Source organism: Vulcanococcus limneticus LL, assembly GCF_943369875.1.
In the GTDB taxonomy this organism is placed as follows: Bacteria; Cyanobacteriota; Cyanobacteriia; order PCC-6307; family Cyanobiaceae; genus Vulcanococcus; species Vulcanococcus limneticus_A.
This window is the reverse complement of the sequence record NZ_CALROT020000007.1, coordinates 166,948-182,251: the sequence shown is the minus strand read 5'-3', so window position 1 is coordinate 182,251 and position 15,304 is coordinate 166,948. Positions and strand designations below refer to the sequence as shown.

The 15,304-nt window shown below is 71.9% G+C and carries 15 protein-coding genes and 1 pseudogene; 7 read left to right on the top strand and 9 right to left on the bottom strand.

Annotation, left to right across the window (positions count from 1 at the left end; genetic code table 11):
• Nucleotides 1–146: 146 nt before the first annotated feature.
• Nucleotides 147–671 (top strand): photosystem II reaction center PsbP, encoded by a 525-nt coding sequence (psbP, locus tag ACLV7J_RS09955; RefSeq protein ID WP_411868956.1) that lies wholly within the window; start codon nt 147–149, stop codon nt 669–671.
• A pseudogene (locus ACLV7J_RS09950) lies at nt 671–1,582 on the top strand (FAD-dependent oxidoreductase); the annotation flags it as partial. The gene psbP and the pseudogene ACLV7J_RS09950, both read left to right, overlap by 1 nt.
• A gap of 10 nt (nt 1,583–1,592) precedes the next feature.
• Here ACLV7J_RS09950 and ACLV7J_RS09945 read toward each other — a convergent pair.
• The gene (locus tag ACLV7J_RS09945; RefSeq protein ID WP_411868946.1) at nt 1,593–3,410 is read right to left on the bottom strand and encodes a TolC family protein; all 1,818 of its coding nucleotides are present in this window, start codon (nt 3,408–3,410) and stop codon (nt 1,593–1,595) included.
• A gap of 183 nt (nt 3,411–3,593) precedes the next feature.
• Here ACLV7J_RS09945 and ACLV7J_RS09940 point away from each other — a divergent pair, with 183 nt between their 5' ends.
• Nucleotides 3,594–4,922, top strand: a complete 1,329-nt coding sequence (locus tag ACLV7J_RS09940; RefSeq protein WP_411868945.1) for an NHLP bacteriocin system secretion protein — start codon at nt 3,594–3,596, stop codon at nt 4,920–4,922.
• Between the two features lie 5 nt (nt 4,923–4,927).
• On the top strand, nt 4,928–5,116 hold the full coding sequence (locus ACLV7J_RS09935; protein ID WP_255125658.1) for a hypothetical protein: 189 nt from the start codon (nt 4,928–4,930) through the stop codon (nt 5,114–5,116).
• Here ACLV7J_RS09935 and ACLV7J_RS09930 read toward each other — a convergent pair.
• Together ACLV7J_RS09930 and ACLV7J_RS09925 are read right to left on the bottom strand one after the other, a co-directional pair.
• Nucleotides 5,077–6,174 (bottom strand): FUSC family protein, encoded by a 1,098-nt coding sequence (locus ACLV7J_RS09930; RefSeq protein WP_411868944.1) that lies wholly within the window; start codon nt 6,172–6,174, stop codon nt 5,077–5,079. The genes ACLV7J_RS09935 and ACLV7J_RS09930 overlap by 40 nt on opposite strands.
• Entirely contained in the window at nt 6,168–7,157 is a 990-nt protein-coding gene (locus ACLV7J_RS09925; RefSeq protein ID WP_411868943.1) for an FUSC family protein, read from the bottom strand. Before ACLV7J_RS09925 ends, ACLV7J_RS09930 begins: the two co-directional genes overlap by 7 nt.
• A 69-nt stretch (nt 7,158–7,226) precedes the next feature.
• Between ACLV7J_RS09925 and ACLV7J_RS09920 the strand changes: the two genes are divergently transcribed.
• Nucleotides 7,227–7,853, top strand: a complete 627-nt coding sequence (locus ACLV7J_RS09920) for an MgtC/SapB family protein (protein ID WP_411868942.1) — start codon at nt 7,227–7,229, stop codon at nt 7,851–7,853.
• A complete protein-coding gene (locus tag ACLV7J_RS09915; protein ID WP_411868941.1) occupies nt 7,846–8,118 on the top strand; it encodes a DUF6737 family protein in 273 nt (90 codons plus the stop codon). Before ACLV7J_RS09920 ends, ACLV7J_RS09915 begins: the two co-directional genes overlap by 8 nt.
• An 8-nt stretch (nt 8,119–8,126) precedes the next feature.
• On the opposite strand, the gene ACLV7J_RS09910 is transcribed toward ACLV7J_RS09915, so the two are convergent.
• The 4 genes from ACLV7J_RS09910 to ACLV7J_RS09895 all read right to left on the bottom strand — a co-directional run bounded on the left by ACLV7J_RS09910 (nt 8,127) and on the right by ACLV7J_RS09895 (nt 12,141).
• The gene (locus ACLV7J_RS09910; RefSeq protein WP_411868940.1) at nt 8,127–9,035 is read right to left on the bottom strand and encodes an LCP family protein; all 909 of its coding nucleotides are present in this window, start codon (nt 9,033–9,035) and stop codon (nt 8,127–8,129) included.
• A gap of 195 nt (nt 9,036–9,230) precedes the next feature.
• A complete protein-coding gene (locus ACLV7J_RS09905) occupies nt 9,231–9,536 on the bottom strand; it encodes a hypothetical protein (RefSeq protein WP_411868939.1) in 306 nt (101 codons plus the stop codon).
• Between the two features lie 157 nt (nt 9,537–9,693).
• Complete coding sequence (locus ACLV7J_RS09900; RefSeq protein WP_411868938.1) at nt 9,694–11,508, bottom strand: ABC transporter ATP-binding protein; 1,815 nt, start codon at nt 11,506–11,508, stop codon at nt 9,694–9,696.
• 207 nt (nt 11,509–11,715) lie between these two features.
• The gene (locus tag ACLV7J_RS09895; protein WP_411868937.1) at nt 11,716–12,141 is read right to left on the bottom strand and encodes an RNA recognition motif domain-containing protein; all 426 of its coding nucleotides are present in this window, start codon (nt 12,139–12,141) and stop codon (nt 11,716–11,718) included.
• A 297-nt stretch (nt 12,142–12,438) separates the two neighbouring features.
• On the opposite strand from ACLV7J_RS09895, the gene ACLV7J_RS09890 reads away from it, so the two are divergent.
• On the top strand, nt 12,439–12,639 hold the full coding sequence (locus tag ACLV7J_RS09890) for a hypothetical protein (protein ID WP_411868936.1): 201 nt from the start codon (nt 12,439–12,441) through the stop codon (nt 12,637–12,639).
• Nucleotides 12,640–12,788: 149 nt separating this feature from the next.
• Here the strand turns inward: ACLV7J_RS09890 and ACLV7J_RS09885 are convergent, their stop codons facing one another.
• Nucleotides 12,789–14,702 (bottom strand): DEAD/DEAH box helicase, encoded by a 1,914-nt coding sequence (locus ACLV7J_RS09885; protein WP_411868935.1) that lies wholly within the window; start codon nt 14,700–14,702, stop codon nt 12,789–12,791.
• A gap of 204 nt (nt 14,703–14,906) precedes the next feature.
• Nucleotides 14,907–15,296: a phosphomannose isomerase type II C-terminal cupin domain gene (locus tag ACLV7J_RS09880; RefSeq protein ID WP_411868934.1), complete on the bottom strand. Its 390-nt coding sequence runs from the start codon at nt 15,294–15,296 to the stop codon at nt 14,907–14,909.
• Between the last annotated feature and the right edge of the window lie 8 nt (nt 15,297–15,304).

Below are 15,304 nucleotides of genomic sequence, written 5' to 3'. Positions count from 1 at the left end.
CGGCCGCAGGCCCGGTGCCCCCGGCGGCGCCCGTGCCCCGCGGGCGGGAGAATGGCCATCACTTGCTCTCCCGATCCGTGCTCCTGGCCCCCCTCCGCTCGATCTGGACGCGCCTGCGCGGGCGCCTCGGGGCCGGGACCCGCGGCCTGGCCCTGGGCCTGGTGCTCAGCCTGGCGCTGGTGGGCTGCAGCGCCGCGGCCGCCGGCCTCAACTCCTTCCAGAGCCCCGATGGCCGCTACGCCTTCCTCTACCCCACCGGCTGGACCCGGGTGCAGGTGAGCGATGGCCCCCAGGTGGTGTTCCACGACCTGATCAACAGCGACGAGACCCTCAGCCTGGTGATCTCCGATGTGAACGCCACCAACGAGCTCGAATCCCTCGGCAGCGCCGTGGCGGTGGGCGAGAAGCTGCGCCGCGTGGTGATCGCGCCCGAGGGCAGCGGCCGCCAGGCCGAGCTGGTGGAGGCCCAGGAGCGCGAGGACGGCGGCCGCACCTTCTACGACCTGGAATACGCCGTGCACCTGAGTGACCGCGACCGCCACGAGCTCGCCACCGTGGTGGTGGACCGCGGCCGCCTGTACACCCTGGCCGCCAGCACCAACGAGGCCCGCTGGCCGCGGGTGAAGGTCCTGTTCCACCAGGTGATCCAGTCGTTCACGCTGCAGATCTGATGGCGGCACCCACCGGGGCGTTCGCCTCGGAGCGGCTGGTGATCGGCGGGGGGCTGGCGGGATCGCTGCTGGCCCTGGCCCTGCGCGAGCGCGGGCTGGCGGTGACGCTGCTGGACCCCGGATCCGGCGACACCGCCACCGCCCTCAGCTATGGCGTGATCCCCGGCTGGCCGCTGGCCGCCACGGGCCTGGCGCGGCTTGCCCCCCAGGCGGGCGTGCGCTGGCGGGCGTTGCAGGAGCGCCATGGCTCCCTGGGCTGGCATCCCGCCCACTGGCGCTTGCCCCTGCCCGTCTCCCAGGTGGATGGGGAGGCCTTCGGCCAGCGGTTGCCGGTGGCGCTGGCCGCGGCGGGGGTGGAGGTGCGGCGGGGCCAGGCCCAGGGCCTGGAGCGCTCGGGTTCCGGCTGGCGCGTGCACCTGGTGGAGGGGCCGCCGCTGCAGGCCGCCCAGGTGGTGCTGGCGGCGGGCAGTGGCTGCCGGGCCCTCTGGCCTGACCTGCCGGCGCGGCTGCGCAGCAGCTGGGCGGGGGTGCTGCAGCTGCAGAGCCGCCCGCCGGACCTGTCGCCCGATCAGCTGCAGCTGCCGCTGCAGTTCCAGCGTCCGGATCTCGAGCGGCGCGCACCGCAGCTGCAGGCCGAGGCCTGGATCGTGGATCCCGGCGTGGTGCCGCGGGGCCGCGGCGCCCTGGTGGGCCAGCTCACCCTGGTGCGGCCGTCCGCCAGCGGCTGCGGCGCCCCCGTCGATCCGGAGCCCGACCCCCAGCGGATGGAGCAGCTCCTGCGCCAGGGCCTGGAACCCCTGGCCCTGGCCTGGCAGGCCGTGCCGGCCCGCTACCGCCAGGCCCCCGTCAGCTTCTGCAGTGCCGGACACCCCCTGGCCGGACCCGTGGCCGGGGCGCTGGGCCTGTGGGTGTTCAGCGGCTTCAGCGGCGGCTTTGCCCAGGTGCCGGTGCTGGCGCCCCTGCTGGCGGAGTGCCTGGCGGATCCGGGCGGCCAGGGCCTGGAGGCCCTGCAGCGGCTTGGGGTGCTGCCCCAGGCGGCAGGTTGAGCTGCGGTGTGACGGCGGCCCCTGGATCCAGGGGCATCGGCAGCAGCTCCCGCAGCAGCCGCGCGTAGCTGATGTTCACGCCCACGGTGGCGTTGAGCCGTTGCACCAGGCTGGCGATCAGCCGTTCCTGGGTGTTCGAGAGGTCCAGCTCGCTGGAGAGACCGGTCTGGTAGCGCAGCTTCACGTCGCGGAAGGCCTCCAGGGCGGCGGTGACGCCGCGGCGGGCCGCCGAGAGCTTGGCCAGGCTGGCCTCGTGGTTGAAGAAGGCCTGCTCCAGCCGCAGCCGGATGGCATCCCGCTGGGCGGCGACCTGCTGGCTGGTGGCAGCCTCGCGGCGGGCCAGGGCGCGCACCTGGCCGGCGGTGGTGCCGGCGTCGAACAGCAGCCACTGCAGGCTCAGCCCCACCGACCAGTCGCCGCCGCTGCTGTTCTGCACCGGGATCACCGTGGTGCCGCAGCAGCCGCCGTTGCTGGCGCTCACGTGGAAGGTGTTGGCCGTGCTGCCGTAGACGCCGCCATTGGCGAATAGCGACAGCCTGGGCAGCAGCGCCGCCGCCGTGGCGTCCCGCTGCCGGGCCAGGGCTTCGCGGGTGGCGAGGATCGCCTCCAGTTCGGGGTTGCCGCGGTAGGCGGCGAGCAGGCTCTCCTCCAGGTTGAGGGGCCAGCGGGGCATCGGCGTGATCGGATCGCCGGCGCTCGGGGTCAGGCCCGGAGGCAGGGTCAGCAGCACCGCCAGCTGGCGGCGGGCGACGGCCCGATCCGCCAGGGCCTGGATCAGGGTCTCCTGGTTGGCCGCTTCGATGGCGCGGCGGCGCAGCACATCGAGCCGCGGCACCAGGCCGGCCTGCTGGAGATCGAGGGCGTCCCGCAGGATCAGCAGGTCGTTGCGCACGGCGGCGTCCTGGATGCGCACCGTCTGATCCGCCTGCTGCAGCTGGTAGTAGGCCTCACTCACCTGCAGCTGCAGCAGCCGCAGCTGGTTGGCGTAGCTGTGGCGCTCCCGCTGCAGCCGCGCCCGGGCCGCCCGCACCGTGGGGGTGCGGGCGAAGTCGATCAGGGCGTAGTCGAGCTGCAGGCCGGCTGTGCCGCCGCTGGTGGTGGTGGTGAGGGAGGCGGACCCGCCGCTGGGAACGGAGAAGGCGCCGGCCGTCGGCTGGCCGTTGGCCCCCAGCAGCCCCGTGGCCGAAAACTGGGGCCCCAGCCCCAGCCGGCCACTGCCCACCGGCGCGTTGGCGTAGAGGCTGCTCTGGCCGCTGCTGCCATTGGCGAAGGCGCTGATCCGCGGCCAGTAGCTGCCCAGCTGGGCCTGCAGCTCCCCCAGGGCCGCCGCCACCAGCTCCCGCTGGGCCTGCAGGCCGGCGCTGTTGGCGAAGGCGAGGGCGAGGGCCTGCTCCAGGCTCAGGCTCTGGACGCTGCCGGCCTGCAGGCTGGCGGCGGTCGGCAGGCTCAGGGGCGGGGCCGGGGTGGCGGCAGGCCGCTGCAGCGGGCCGCTGGCGGGGCGGTTGGGCTGCAGCAGGGCCTCCGGCAGGGGCTGGCTCGGCGTGAGCCCCCCGGAGCGGCCGTCGGCACCCATGTCCGGATCGGCCGGAATCAGGGCATCGAGGGCCCGCAGCTGCTGATCCAGGTCCCGCCAGCTGCGCTCCAGCTGGGCGGTGCCCCGGCTCTGGGCCTGGCCGGGGCCGGGCAGGGCCATCAGCGCGGTGAGGGCGCCCGCCAGAGCTCCCCGCCAGCGCCCATGCGGTGCAGCCGTGCCCATCTGCCCAGGTCCCGCCAGCGGCGCCCAGTTTGCTCGATCGATTCCTGCGGGCTGGCCCCCATGCCCTGCCCCCAGGGCGGCCTTGCTTCAATCGGGTGAGCCTGCCCCAAGCTGGGCGCCATGGTGCCGTCTCCACCTCCCTCCCCATCCGCGAGGTCGCAGCGGCTGCCCGGCCGCTGGCGGCGGCTCAGCGACCACGACCAGGTGGGGGTCTGCCTGGCCGGCATGGGCGGCGCCCTGCTGCTGTGGGGGCTGTTCTGGCCCGTTCCCACCGAGGTGATGGGCCGGGGGGTGCTGGTCTACCCCAACAACGCCGGCCTCCTCGATGCCCGTGCCGGCGGCCAGGTGCGCAGGATCCACGTGCAGGTGGGTGAGCCGGTGCGGCGGGGACAGGTGCTCATGGAGCTCTACCTGCCCGTGCTGGAGCGGCAGCTGCAGCAGCAGAGGGGCAATCTGGCCCAGCTGGAGCGCATCAACCGCGATCTCGACCGGCGCGATCGGCTGCGGCTCACCACGGAACAGCTCAGCGTGGACACCGCCCTGGCCAAGCTGCGCGACGACCGTCGCCGCTTCCAGCGCCTGCAGGCCACCTACGCCGACAAGCTCCGCAGCCTGGAGTGGCTGGCCAAGCGCGAGGTGGTGGCTCCGCTCTCCAGCGCCGTGGTGGCGACGGAGCAGGGCTTCACCAGCACGAGCGTCGACCTCGACCAGGTGGCGATCAACGAGAAGGCGGTGCTCACCGACTACCAGAAGGTGAAGCTTCAGATCGAGAGCGAGGCCCAGCAGCGGCGCTACCAGATCGGCGATCTCAAGCGCCAGATCCGGGTCACCGAAGCCCGGATCGCCTACGACGGCCAGGTGGAGGCCGAACGGGACGGCACCGTGCTCGACCTGCAGGTGATTCCCGGTCAGACCGTGGGCACGGGCCAGCGGCTGGGCACCATCGGCCGGGCCATCGCGGCCGGAGCCCCGCAGCCGCCGCTGATGGCGGTGGCCTACTTCGCTCCCGCCGATGCCCGGCGCCTGCCCCTGGGGCTGCCGGTGGAGGTGGTGCCGATGTGGAACCAGCGGGGCCGTTTCGGGGGCATCGTGGGCACGGTGAGCCGCGTGCTGACCCTGCCCGCCACCCAGGACGACATCTCGACGACGATCGGCAACCCGCAGCTGGCGCGGGAGCTCAGCAAGGGCGGCCCGGTGATGCGCGCCGACATCCGCCTGCTCCGCGACCCCCGCAGCACCGACGGCTACCGCTGGACCCTCTCCGGTGGCAGCGGCGTCTTCCCCGTGCGGGAAGGCCTCACCGTGAGCAGCCATGCCTACGTGGAGTGGCGCAGCCCGATCAGCTACGTGATTCCGGGCCTGCGCTCCCTCACCGGCGGCTACCGCAGCCTGCGCATCGACGGCCTCTGGAACCGGCCGTTCCTGCGCCAGCCCGGTACCCTGCCCTGACCGCCATGGCCCTTCCCCGTCCCAGGATCCGCAATCCGCTGCTGCGGCAGGAGCTGCCCTGGCTGGCCAGTGAGCTGGTGCTGCTGATCGTGCTCTGCAACGCCAACGCCCCCGAGCTGTGGTTCTGGCTGGTGGTGCTGCTGGTGGTGCTGGGCTACCGCCTCGAGCGCTGGCTGGCGTCACGGCCGCGCTGAACGGCAGCGGGACGGTCCCCACCGCCGGCCAGGCCGCGCCAGCGGCGCTCGCCGGTTTCCAGGGTGCGCAGGGCCAGGCTGCACAGGGTCAGGCGGCTGGCGTTGTGCTGGAGCCGCTCCAGGCTCAGGCCCGGGGATGGGCTGCAGAGGTCGGGATCGGCGAGGCGGCGCTCCAGCGTCAGCCAGCGGTCCGGGATCGCCATCGGTTGGCTGGGTGGGGGTGGCAGGGGCTCCCCCTGGATCTCCAGCTGCTCGGCCCAGAGCCGCAGCCTCTGGGCCAGGGCGCCCAGCAGGTCGGACTGGGCCTGGTGCAGATCGCCCAGGGCGGGCGGAAGCTCTGCCCAGGCTCCCTGGCGCCCGAGGCTGTCGCTGCTCACGATCAGCCTGGAGCAGCAGTCGTCGAGCAGTTGCAGCAGCTGGTGTAGGGGGTGGTGCTCCGGGCTGCTGCCCAGTTCGTTTGTCACCTGGACCTTCAGGCGGCGCTGGCCCACCAGCTGAGCGCGCAGCTGGCGGCTCATCTGCCGTCGGTGGGGCTGCGGCGCGGCCGCGGCCTCCAGGGCCATAGCGAGGTCGCGCAACAGGGTCGCGTAGCCCTGCAGGCTGGCGGCGCTGGCACGGGCCGGCCAGAACAGCCGCAGGCTCAGCAGCGCCGTGAGGATGCCGAACGCCGTCCAGAACAGTCGCAGCGGGATCCAGGCGGCGAGCTGGTCGTCGTGGACCAGCCAGCCCATCACCACGATCATGCCGCCCACCTTGTAGCCCACCTGCAGGCCCAGGGCACCGCCGAACAGCCTGAGGGCCCCCAGGGCCACGGCCATGCCGATGGGCAGGGGCAGGTCCTTGAGGCCCTCATAGGCCACCAGCAGGATCGCGGCCCCCAGCAGGGATCCCAGCAGCCGCTGCCGTCCCAGGGCCAGGGAGCCGCCATAACTGCCGGTGCACACCGCCAGCACCGCCAGGGGGGCGTAGTAGCCGAAGGGCAGTCCGCTCAGGAAGGCGAAGGCGTTGGTGAGCCCGGCGGTGAAGGCGAGGCGCAGCTCGGCAGGACGGATCAGCATCGACCCTGGTCCGAGGCGCGGATCTGGGGGGGCTGAGCCAGTCGGCCCAGGCCCCCGAGGCTGCTGAGCAGGGGGCGCTGTTCCTCCGCCAGGGACAGCAGCACCAGCAGGGGCCAGCGGTTGCGCTGGGCCAGGGCCTGCCAGGGCCGCGGATCCTGGGAGGGGCGGACCCCGGGCCGGCCGGCCAGCCGGTCCGCCAGGGCCTGCAGGCCGGCGGCGATGGGCCCCGCAGCGGTGGGGGGCGCTTCCGGCAGGTGGGCCATCAGCCGCTCCCACTGCAGCCAGTGGTGGTGGGCGCTCTGCCACAGCATCAGCCGCTGCGGCCAGCGCCGCCGGCGCAGTTCGCCCTGGCGCGGCCCCCGTTGCTCCTGCAGCACCAGCTGCTCCATGCGCAGCAGGGACTCCGTGAGCGGCGCCGGCGGCAGCGGCTTGGGGCGCGCCTCCCCCTGCTGCACCCAGCGCCCATAGGCCTGGAGCTGCCGGGCCAGGGCCTGGCGCAGGCCCGCCTCCGCCTGCTCCAGCTGCTGCAGGCCATTGCGGGGCCAGAACAGCAGCCCGACGCCGATGGCGATCAGACAGCCCACCACCGTGTCGAGGGCCCGGTTGACGACGTACTCCCAGTTGAGCGCCACATGGCTGGGGATCATCAGGAACATCACGCTCAGCAGCGCCGCCGTGCCGGCGGCCGACTGCCAGCCCAGCAGGCGCAGCAGCGGCAGCAGGATCAGCATCGACACCAGCACGCCGATCCAGCCGCTGAGCACCGTGTGGACCACGAAGGTCACCAGGCCCCCCACCACGGTGCCCAGCACCCGGGCTGACGCCGCCTGGACCGTCTGATCGTCGTTGTCGTCCACCACGATCACCACGGCCATCAGCGGGTACCAGAGGAACTCCACCCGCTCACACCAGCTGGCCACGGCGGCGGTGAAGAAGGCCGCCGTGGCCAGCTTGAGGCTGTTGCGCACCAGCTGGGGGTTCACGGGGACCGGCTGGCACGAATCGCCTGGAGCCTATGGCGCTCCCTGGCGATTGGCCCTATCCATGGGGCCATGCCCCCCCTGCAGCTCACCCCTGACCTCGAAGCCCTGCTGCGCATGGGGTTGGCGGTGCTCTGCGGCCTGGCCGTGGGCTTCAACCGCGCCCACTACACCCAGGCGCCCCACCCCAACCGGGTGCGGGTGCACGTGCTCGTGGGGCTGAGCGCCTGCCTGATGGTGCTGGCGGCGGCGGGTCTGGAGGGCGATCCCCAGGCCCGTAGCCGGGCGATCCAGGGGGTGGCCACCGGCGTGGGCTTCCTCGGGGCCGGCGAGATCCTGGTGGATCGGGGCACGCGCAAGCGCGGTACGCCCCAGGTGCACGGGCTCACCAGTGCCGCTTCGATCTGGTTCACCGCCTCCCTGGGGGTCACCGTGGCGGCCTCCACGCCGGTGCTGGCGTTTGCGGCCCTGGGACTGGCCCTGCTGACCCTCTCCCGCAGCGAGAACGGCCACGGCGAAGGGGCCGTCACCGATCCCAAGGCGGCCGCTCAGGCCGATGCCGCCCCCGGCGATCGCCGCGCCCATCACCACGGCGGCCATGGGGACGGGCCGGCTGCCGGCCATGACCGGCGCGTCGCTGGCGATCGGCGCAAGGGCACGGGCGAGCGCCGTCGTGGCATGGACAGCTCCGATGGCTGACGACGCGATGGCTGACGACAGCCTCTGGCAGCACAAGCCCTGGTGGTGCCAGCCCTGGTCGATCCTGCTGAGCGGCGTGGCGGTGGTCGCCGGCAGCTGGTTGCTGATGGGGCGCTGGTGGATCAGCGCGCCCCTGGCCGCGGCGGTGCTGCTGTGGTGGTGGCTGTTCCTGGTGCTGGTGCCCGCGGCCTACCGGGCCGAAGCGGCGGGCTCAGCGGAGCGGCCGGGAACGGCCGGGCCGCCCGATGCCGCGGCGTCGCCCTGACACCGGGATCAGAACAGGAAGCGGTAGCGGTCGCTGGTGGCCCCGGCGGCGGCTCCGGCCGCGCCTGCGGCCTGGGCGGGCCACTCGGCCTCCCAGTAGCTGATGCCGTCGCGATCGAAGGGGCGGCCACCGAGGCGCTCCGCTTCCAGTTTGGTGCCGCCCATGGCGGTGATCAGGCCGCCCAGCTCCATCGGGCCCAGGTCGGTCTTGAGGTCCTTGCCGGCGGCCGCCAGCAGGGCCGGGAGGCGCACCAGGTTCTCGGGGGTGGTGATCTTCTGGAACAGGGCCTTCAGCAGCAGCTTCTGGCGGTCGAGCCGGCCGATGTCGCCCATCTCATCGTGCCGGAAGCGCAGGAAGCCCTCCAGGTCGCGGCCCTTGAGGGTCTGGAGGCCGGGCTGCAGATCGATGTAGAGGCCCTGGGTGTTGTCGGTGTAATACATCCGCTTGGGAACGTTCACCTCCAGGCCGCCGAGGGCATCGCCCAGCCGCCGGATCACCGAGAGGTTCACCAGGACGTGGTGATCGATCGGGCGGCCCAGGTGGCGGGAGAGCTCGCCCTTCACGGCCTCCGGCCCGCCCATGGCGTAGAGCGCATTGGCCTTGAGCGGTCCGAAGCTGCTGGAGTCGATGTAGGTGTCCCGCGGCACCTGGGTCAGGTGGGTGACCCCGTCCTTGACCCGCAGGGTGTACATCACATCGGTGTTGCCGCCGCCCACATCGGTGCCGAGGATCACCACCTCCTGATCCCCCAGGCCGGCCCAGGCGCTGAAGGGGTTGATCAGGGCCTTGGTCTGCTCCTGCAGATGGCCCTGGAGCAGCTCGCTGAGGGGGGCCGCCAGCAGCAGTCCGCCGCCCAGGCCGATCGCCGCCGCGAGCAGCACCGGAGTGCGGCCATCGCGGCGGGGAGCCTGGGACATCTTCAGGGCGGGACTCTTCATTCTCAAAACTTATTTCATGCCTCTTGACCCGCTGCGATCTGCGACCTAACCGACGGTCAGTTTCTGCGCTGGCCGGTGCTGGGCGAACGGCTCCGCCAAGGGCTCACGGATCTCCTGATCCTCGGATCGCCGGGCCCTGGATCGCCGGGCCCGCGGATTCCGTCGGGCCCAGTCTCACGCCCGACTGGCGGCCAGGGCGTGCAGGCCCAGGCGGATGTGGGCGCCGAGGGCGCCCAGGGCCATCAGCTGCTGGGCCGTGCGGTTGCCCTGCAGCTCGCCGCTCTGCTGCTCCAGCTGGTCGAGCACGGTGCGGCCGAGGCGGGCGTAGGCCTCAAGCAGCCGCTCCAGCTCCAGCAGCTGCTGCTCGTTGGCTTCACCCGCCACGGGGCCATCGGCCGCGGCGTTCTGCAACAGGTGGCTGAGCTGGCGGAAGCTGACGGCCTCCGGGACGGCCTCGAAGCTGGGGAAGGACCCTTCCATCACGGCTGGGGAATGACGCAATGGAGTCAGCCTATGGAGGGCTGATGGTGGGCAAACTCCCTGCGCCGGTAGGGATCTCACGACCCGAGGGGTACGGTCCGGGCAGGCGGCCCAGTCTGGCTCGGCTGCTCGGCCTGGCCCGGTGGCGCCTCGGGCTTCAGAGGCTGAGGGCCTCGCCGTCCCGCAGGCCCGCCTGCACCCGCCAGAGGTTGGCGTAGGCCCCGCCGGCGCCGATCAGCTGCTCGTGCCGTCCGCTCTCGACGATGCGGCCGTGGTCCATCACCACGATCCGATCGGCGTGGCGCACGGTGGAGAGACGGTGGGCGATCACCAGGGTGGTGCGGTGCCGGGTGATGGTGTCGAGGGAGCGCTGGATCGCCGCCTCGGTCTCGTTGTCCACGGCGGCCGTGGCCTCATCGAGGATCAGCACCGGCGGGTCCTTGAGGATGGCCCGGGCCAGGGCGATGCGCTGGCGCTGGCCGCCCGAGAGGCGCTGGCCCCGCTCCCCCACCACCGTGGCGTAGCCGTGGGGCAGGGCCTCGATGAACCGCGATGCCTCCGCCAGCACGGCCGCCCGGGCGATCGCCTCCGGGGTGGCGTCGAAGCTGCCGTAGGCGATGTTCTCGGCCACCGTGCCGTGGAACAGGAACACTTCCTGGCTCACCAGGCCGATGGCGCGGCGCAGGTCGCCCAGCTCCAGCTCGTGGATCGGCAGGCCATCGAGGCGGATCTCACCGCGCTGCACCTCGTAGAGCCGCAGCAGCAGCTTCACGATTGTGCTCTTGCCCGAGCCGGTGGCGCCCACGATGCCGATGGTGCTGCCGGCCGGCACCCGCAGGTTGAAGTCCTCCAGCAGCGGCTCCCGGCCGGCGTAGCCGAAGCCCACGCCGGCAAACTCCAGCTCCCCCCGCACCGACGCCAGGGGCAGGGGGCGGTGGCCATCGGGAATGGCGATCGGCGTCTCCAGCAGATCCAGCACCCGCTGGGTGGAGGCCATGCCCCGCTGGTAGTCGTCGAGGGTGCGGCCCAGGGTGGTGAGGGGCCAGAGCAGGCGCTGGGTGATGAACACCAGGAACGAATAGGTGCCCACGGCGATGGCCCCCTGCCAGGCCTGCAGGCCGCCGATCACCAGGATCGCCAGGAAGGCGAACAGGATTGCGAAGCGGATCAGCGGAATGAAGGCGGCCGAGAGGCGGATGGCGCGGCGGTTGCTGCTGCGGTAGGCGTCGCTCTCGATCCGGAGCCGTTCCCACTCCCAGGCCTCGGCGGCATAGCTCTTGATCGTGAGCATGCCGCCGAGGTTGTTGCTGAGGCGGCTGGCCAGGTCGCCGGCCTTCTCGCGCACCTCCCGGTAACGGGGCTGGAGGCGTTTCTGGAAGCTGAGTGACCCCCACAGGATCACCGGGATCGGCAGGAAGGACACCCCGGCCACCGTGGGCGACAGCCACACCATGGCCCCTCCCACCGCCAGCACGGTGGTGATCAGCTGCAGCAGTTCGTTGGCGCCGTGGTCGAGGAAGCGCTCCAGCTGGTTGATGTCGTCGTTGAGGATCGCCATCAGCCGGCCGCTGCTGCTGGCCTCGAAAAAGCCCATCTCCAGCTTCTGGAGGTGGTCGTAGGCCTCAAGCCGCAGCTCGTGCTGCACCGTCTGGGCCAGGTTGCGCCAGAGCAGGGCGTAGAGGTATTCGAACAGCGATTCGGCGCTCCAGATCAGGAACGAGAGCACCGCCAGCACCCCCAGCTGGCCTGGCACCGACACGACGCCGAGGGCGGCCAGCCAGGAGGTGTTCTGCTTCACCACCACGTCCACCGCCAGGCCGATCAGCACCGGCGGCGCCAGGTCGAACAGCTTGTTGAGCACCGAGCAGCTGGCGGCCAGCCAGACCAGGCGGCGATGGGGCCGCAGGGTGATCAGTAGCCGGCGCAGGGCCGGGGGCTGGGGGTGGGGCGGGCCGGCGACGGCTGGGGCCATGGGAGCGGCGGCGCGGGGCCGGCGGATCTGGCGCCATTAAAGGGGCTGGGCCGGGGGCCACGCTGACGCCGCGGAGGGCGCCCTCGCGGCGGGTGCCGCCGCGGGCCGAGCAGCTCCGAACCTGCCCATAGAAAAACCCCGGGACTCGCCGTGGCGGGTCCCGGGGCAGGGGTCAATGCGTTGCGTTCATCGGTCAACGCGGTGCGTTCACCAGCGGTTGCCGCCGCCGCCGTAGCCGCCGCCATCACCACCGCCGTAGCCACCACCGCCACCGCCGCCGCCGCCGCCATAGCCGCCACGACCACCGCCGCCGCCGCCATAGCCGCCGCCGCTGCGGTTGCCACCGCCGCCGCCGTAGCCACCGCGACCACCGCCGCCGCCACCACCACCTTCACGGGGGGTGGCCTTGTTGACGCGGATCATGCGGCCCATCCACTCCACGTTCTGGAGGTCGTCGATGGCCTTCTGCTCATCGGCGTCATTGGCCATCTCCACGAAGGCGAAACCGCGCTTGCGGCCGGTCTCGCGATCGAGGGGAAGGCTGCACTTGGAGACTTCGCCGTACTGGCTGAAGAGATCGAGCAGATCCTCCTGTTCGGCCTGGAACGAGAGGTTGCCTACGTAAATGGTCATTCCTTTAGCGGAACCTGGAACTGATTCGTGGATGCTGCGGTTCCGAATGGAGCCTGAAAGCCTTGGAATCGAGGTCAAGCCTACAGGGTCAGCACGGCCGTGACCCTGTGGGGGCCGGCCCTTCGGGCGCCAGCGGGAGGTCGCCGTGGACATAGCTGCGGAGGTCGCCGTGGACGTCGCCGTGGATGTCCCAGGTAACGAGGCTTGAAGCAGAACCGAAGCGAACTGGAAGGAAGCCCCGCGCGTCCGACTACTGTCCCATTGTCAGTGAATCCTCACCCGTTAACGAGTCCTGCGATGACGGCACCCGTTCCCTGGAGTCTGGCCTGGCGCGACGATGGTGAGCTCACCCACCAGGATCGCTTTGATCTGCTGCAGAGCCTGGTCGCCTGCGAAAGCGAGGCGGTGCAGGCGACCTTGATTGCGGCCGTGGAGCAGCTGAGCCTGGAGCAGGTCAGCGTGCTCTCCACCGGAGAGCTCACCCGCCTCTGCGCCTGAAGTCCGGTCCGGGGCCTGGAGGGGTGGCTCTCCAGGTCCATGACCGCCCGCCTGGCGGACCGGCGGGACTCAATCGGTCACCACTTCCAGACAGGAGCTGATCCCGCGGGCGCAAGCCCACGGGTGCGAGCCCGCGGGGGGTCTGGGGCTCAGGCCCGCACGCGGCTGATCTGCAGCTCCTTGTTCATCACCCGCAGGCGCTTGAGCGAGGTGAACACGTCCTCGGGCATGCCCTTGGGCAGATCCACCATGCTGTGGCTGTCGAAGATCTGGATCCGGCCGATGCTGCGGCCATTCAGGCCCGCCTCATTGGCGATGGCGCCGACGATGTTGCCCGGCTTGACCCGGTCCTGCCAGCCCACCTCGATGCGGAAGCGCTCCATGTGACCTTCCGGCGGGCCGGCCTGCTCGCGGGGGCCGCGGCGGGCGGCGCCACCGGCGGCGGGGCCGGGGCGATCGCCGCGCTGCTCCCGCTCACCCCGGCGGCCATCGCGGGCCCCGGGCAGCTGGCGCAGCCAGTTCTCATCGCCGTGCACCAGCAGGGGCTGCTCGCCCACCGCCAGCTGCAGGGCGGCCAGGGCCAGCTGGTCGCCGCTCACGCCCTGCTCCCGGGCGATGCGCTGCAGGATTTCGGAGAGCAGAGCCCGCTCCTCCGCCTTGGGGTCGCTGCTGGAGGTCTGGCCGGGATCGGCCTCGACCTGGCTGGTGGCCAGGGCCTTGGTGAGCCGTTCCCGCAGGCGATCGAGGCGGTTCTGGTTGATGGTGGCGTTGCTGGGCACGTCCATCGGCTCGATCGGCCGGCCCACGGCCCGCTCCAGGCCGCCGAGGAAGCGGCGCTCCCGCGGGGTGATGAACAGGATCGCGTCGCCGGTGCGGCCGGCCCGGCCGGTGCGGCCGATGCGGTGCACGTAGGCCTCCGAATCGAAGGGGATGTCGTAGTTCACCACCAGGGTGATGCGATCCACATCCAGGCCGCGGGCTGCCACATCGGTGGCCACGAGCACATCGACACTGCCGTTCTTCAGCCGCTCGATGGTGCGCTCGCGCTGGTTCTGGGCCACGTCGCCGTTGAGCACGGCCACGTCGTAGCCCTTGGCCTCCAGGGATTCGGCCACCGTGACGGTGATCGCCTTGGTGCGGGCAAAGATGATCACGCCCTCCTTGGTTTCCGCCTCCAGCACGCGGCTGAGGGCCTCCAGCTTCTGGGGGCCGTTCACCGTGATGTAGCGCTGGCGGATGCGGCTCGAATCCGACCCCTTGGTCTTGATCGTGATCTCGGCCGGATCGTTCAGGTACTGGTGGGAGATGCGGCGGATCTCGGCGGGCATGGTGGCCGAGAACAGCACCACCTGGCGCTTCTCGGGCAGCTGGCCCAGCACCCACTCCACGTCGTCGATGAAGCCCATGCGCAGCATCTCGTCGGCCTCATCGAGCACCAGGCTGCGCAGCCCGGACAGGTCGAGGGTGCCCTGGCGCATGTGGTCCATCACCCGGCCGGGGGTGCCCACCACCACCTGCACGCCCCGCTTGAGCCGGGCGATCTGGTCGCGGAAGTCGGCGCCGCCGTAGATGGGCAGCACCCGCAGGTGCGGCAGCTTGGCCGCATAGCTGTTGAAGGCTTCGGCCACCTGGATGGCCAGCTCACGGGTGGGGGTCAGCACCAGCACCTGGGGGGTGCGCTGGGTCGGATCGAGGGCGGCGAGCAGCGGAAGGGCGAAGGCCGCGGTCTTGCCAGTGCCGGTCTGGGCCTGACCCACCAGGTCGCGGCCGAGCATCAGCTCGGGGATGGCGGCCTTCTGGATGGGGGAGGGCTCCTGATAGCCGATGGCCGCCAGGGCCTCCAGCAGTTCGGGGCCGAAGCCGAAGCCGGCGAAGCCACCGGCCGGGGCCGGGGTGGCGCTGGTGTCGTCGTCCTCGCTGAGGACGGCGATCGGCTCCGAGAGCGTTTCGGTCAGCTGGTCGGACACGATCTCAGCGACGTGCTCAGAGCTGAGCTCAGAGACGTGTTCAGACACGCTGAGATCCACAGAGCAGCTGAAGCTCTCGACGGGGGTATGGGTCACTGGTGAGGTCTGGGCCTGGTATTCCTTCGTCGCAGGCCGGCAGACACCCGTGGATCACTGCGAGCACCGAGGTGAGCCGTTGCTGGAGTCCATGGCCTGGGTGCCGATGGACCTGCGGACGGCTGGCGCGGTCGCGGATCAGAAAACTGCCTTGCCCTTCACAAAGGGTGAAAAGAAACCTTAACACCTGGCCCGAAGGCCCCCTCAGGCCCGGTCGTAGTCGTCGGCCAGGCGCTCGATGTCGTCCTCGCGCAGATCGTCTCCCCGCTGCACCTCCACGATCACCAGGTCGCTGGCGCCGGCGGTCGCGCGGTGGATGGCGCCGCAGGGCACCGTCAGCAGCGTGCCGGGGCTGGCCTCGAGGCGCTGGCCCTCGCACTCGAGCAGGCCCGAGCCGGCCACCACCACCCAGTGCTCGCTGCGGTGGTGGTGGCGCTGCAGGCTGATGCGGGCGCCGGCGCGGATCCAGAGCCGTTTGACCCGGTAGCCCGCACCGCCACCCAGGCCCTCAAACCAGCCCCAGGGCCGCACGACCCTGCCGTCGCTTGCCTCTGGGGCTGCGGGGTCGGCCGCTGGATCGCTGGGTTCACCCATGGAGCGGT

What these genes read in the sequence shown, in the direction of transcription:
- ACLV7J_RS09935 (WP_255125658.1), top strand. Translation starts at nt 4,928, where the DNA reads ATGGCCCTTCCCCGTCCCAGGATCCGCAATCCGCTGCTGCGGCAGGAG.
- ACLV7J_RS09880 (WP_411868934.1), bottom strand. Translation starts at nt 15,296, where the DNA reads ATGGGTGAACCCAGCGATCCAGCGGCCGACCCCGCAGCCCCAGAGGCA.
- ACLV7J_RS09915 (WP_411868941.1), top strand. Translation starts at nt 7,846, where the DNA reads ATGGCTGACGACGCGATGGCTGACGACAGCCTCTGGCAGCACAAGCCC.
- ACLV7J_RS09900 (WP_411868938.1), bottom strand. Translation starts at nt 11,508, where the DNA reads ATGGCCCCAGCCGTCGCCGGCCCGCCCCACCCCCAGCCCCCGGCCCTG.
- ACLV7J_RS09895 (WP_411868937.1), bottom strand. Translation starts at nt 12,141, where the DNA reads ATGACCATTTACGTAGGCAACCTCTCGTTCCAGGCCGAACAGGAGGAT.
- ACLV7J_RS09940 (WP_411868945.1), top strand. Translation starts at nt 3,594, where the DNA reads ATGGTGCCGTCTCCACCTCCCTCCCCATCCGCGAGGTCGCAGCGGCTG.
- ACLV7J_RS09920 (WP_411868942.1), top strand. Translation starts at nt 7,227, where the DNA reads ATGCCCCCCCTGCAGCTCACCCCTGACCTCGAAGCCCTGCTGCGCATG.
- ACLV7J_RS09930 (WP_411868944.1), bottom strand. Translation starts at nt 6,174, where the DNA reads ATGCTGATCCGTCCTGCCGAGCTGCGCCTCGCCTTCACCGCCGGGCTC.
- ACLV7J_RS09910 (WP_411868940.1), bottom strand. Translation starts at nt 9,035, where the DNA reads ATGTCCCAGGCTCCCCGCCGCGATGGCCGCACTCCGGTGCTGCTCGCG.
- ACLV7J_RS09905 (WP_411868939.1), bottom strand. Translation starts at nt 9,536, where the DNA reads ATGGAAGGGTCCTTCCCCAGCTTCGAGGCCGTCCCGGAGGCCGTCAGC.
- ACLV7J_RS09890 (WP_411868936.1), top strand. Translation starts at nt 12,439, where the DNA reads ATGACGGCACCCGTTCCCTGGAGTCTGGCCTGGCGCGACGATGGTGAG.
- ACLV7J_RS09945 (WP_411868946.1), bottom strand. Translation starts at nt 3,410, where the DNA reads ATGGCCCTGCCCGGCCCCGGCCAGGCCCAGAGCCGGGGCACCGCCCAG.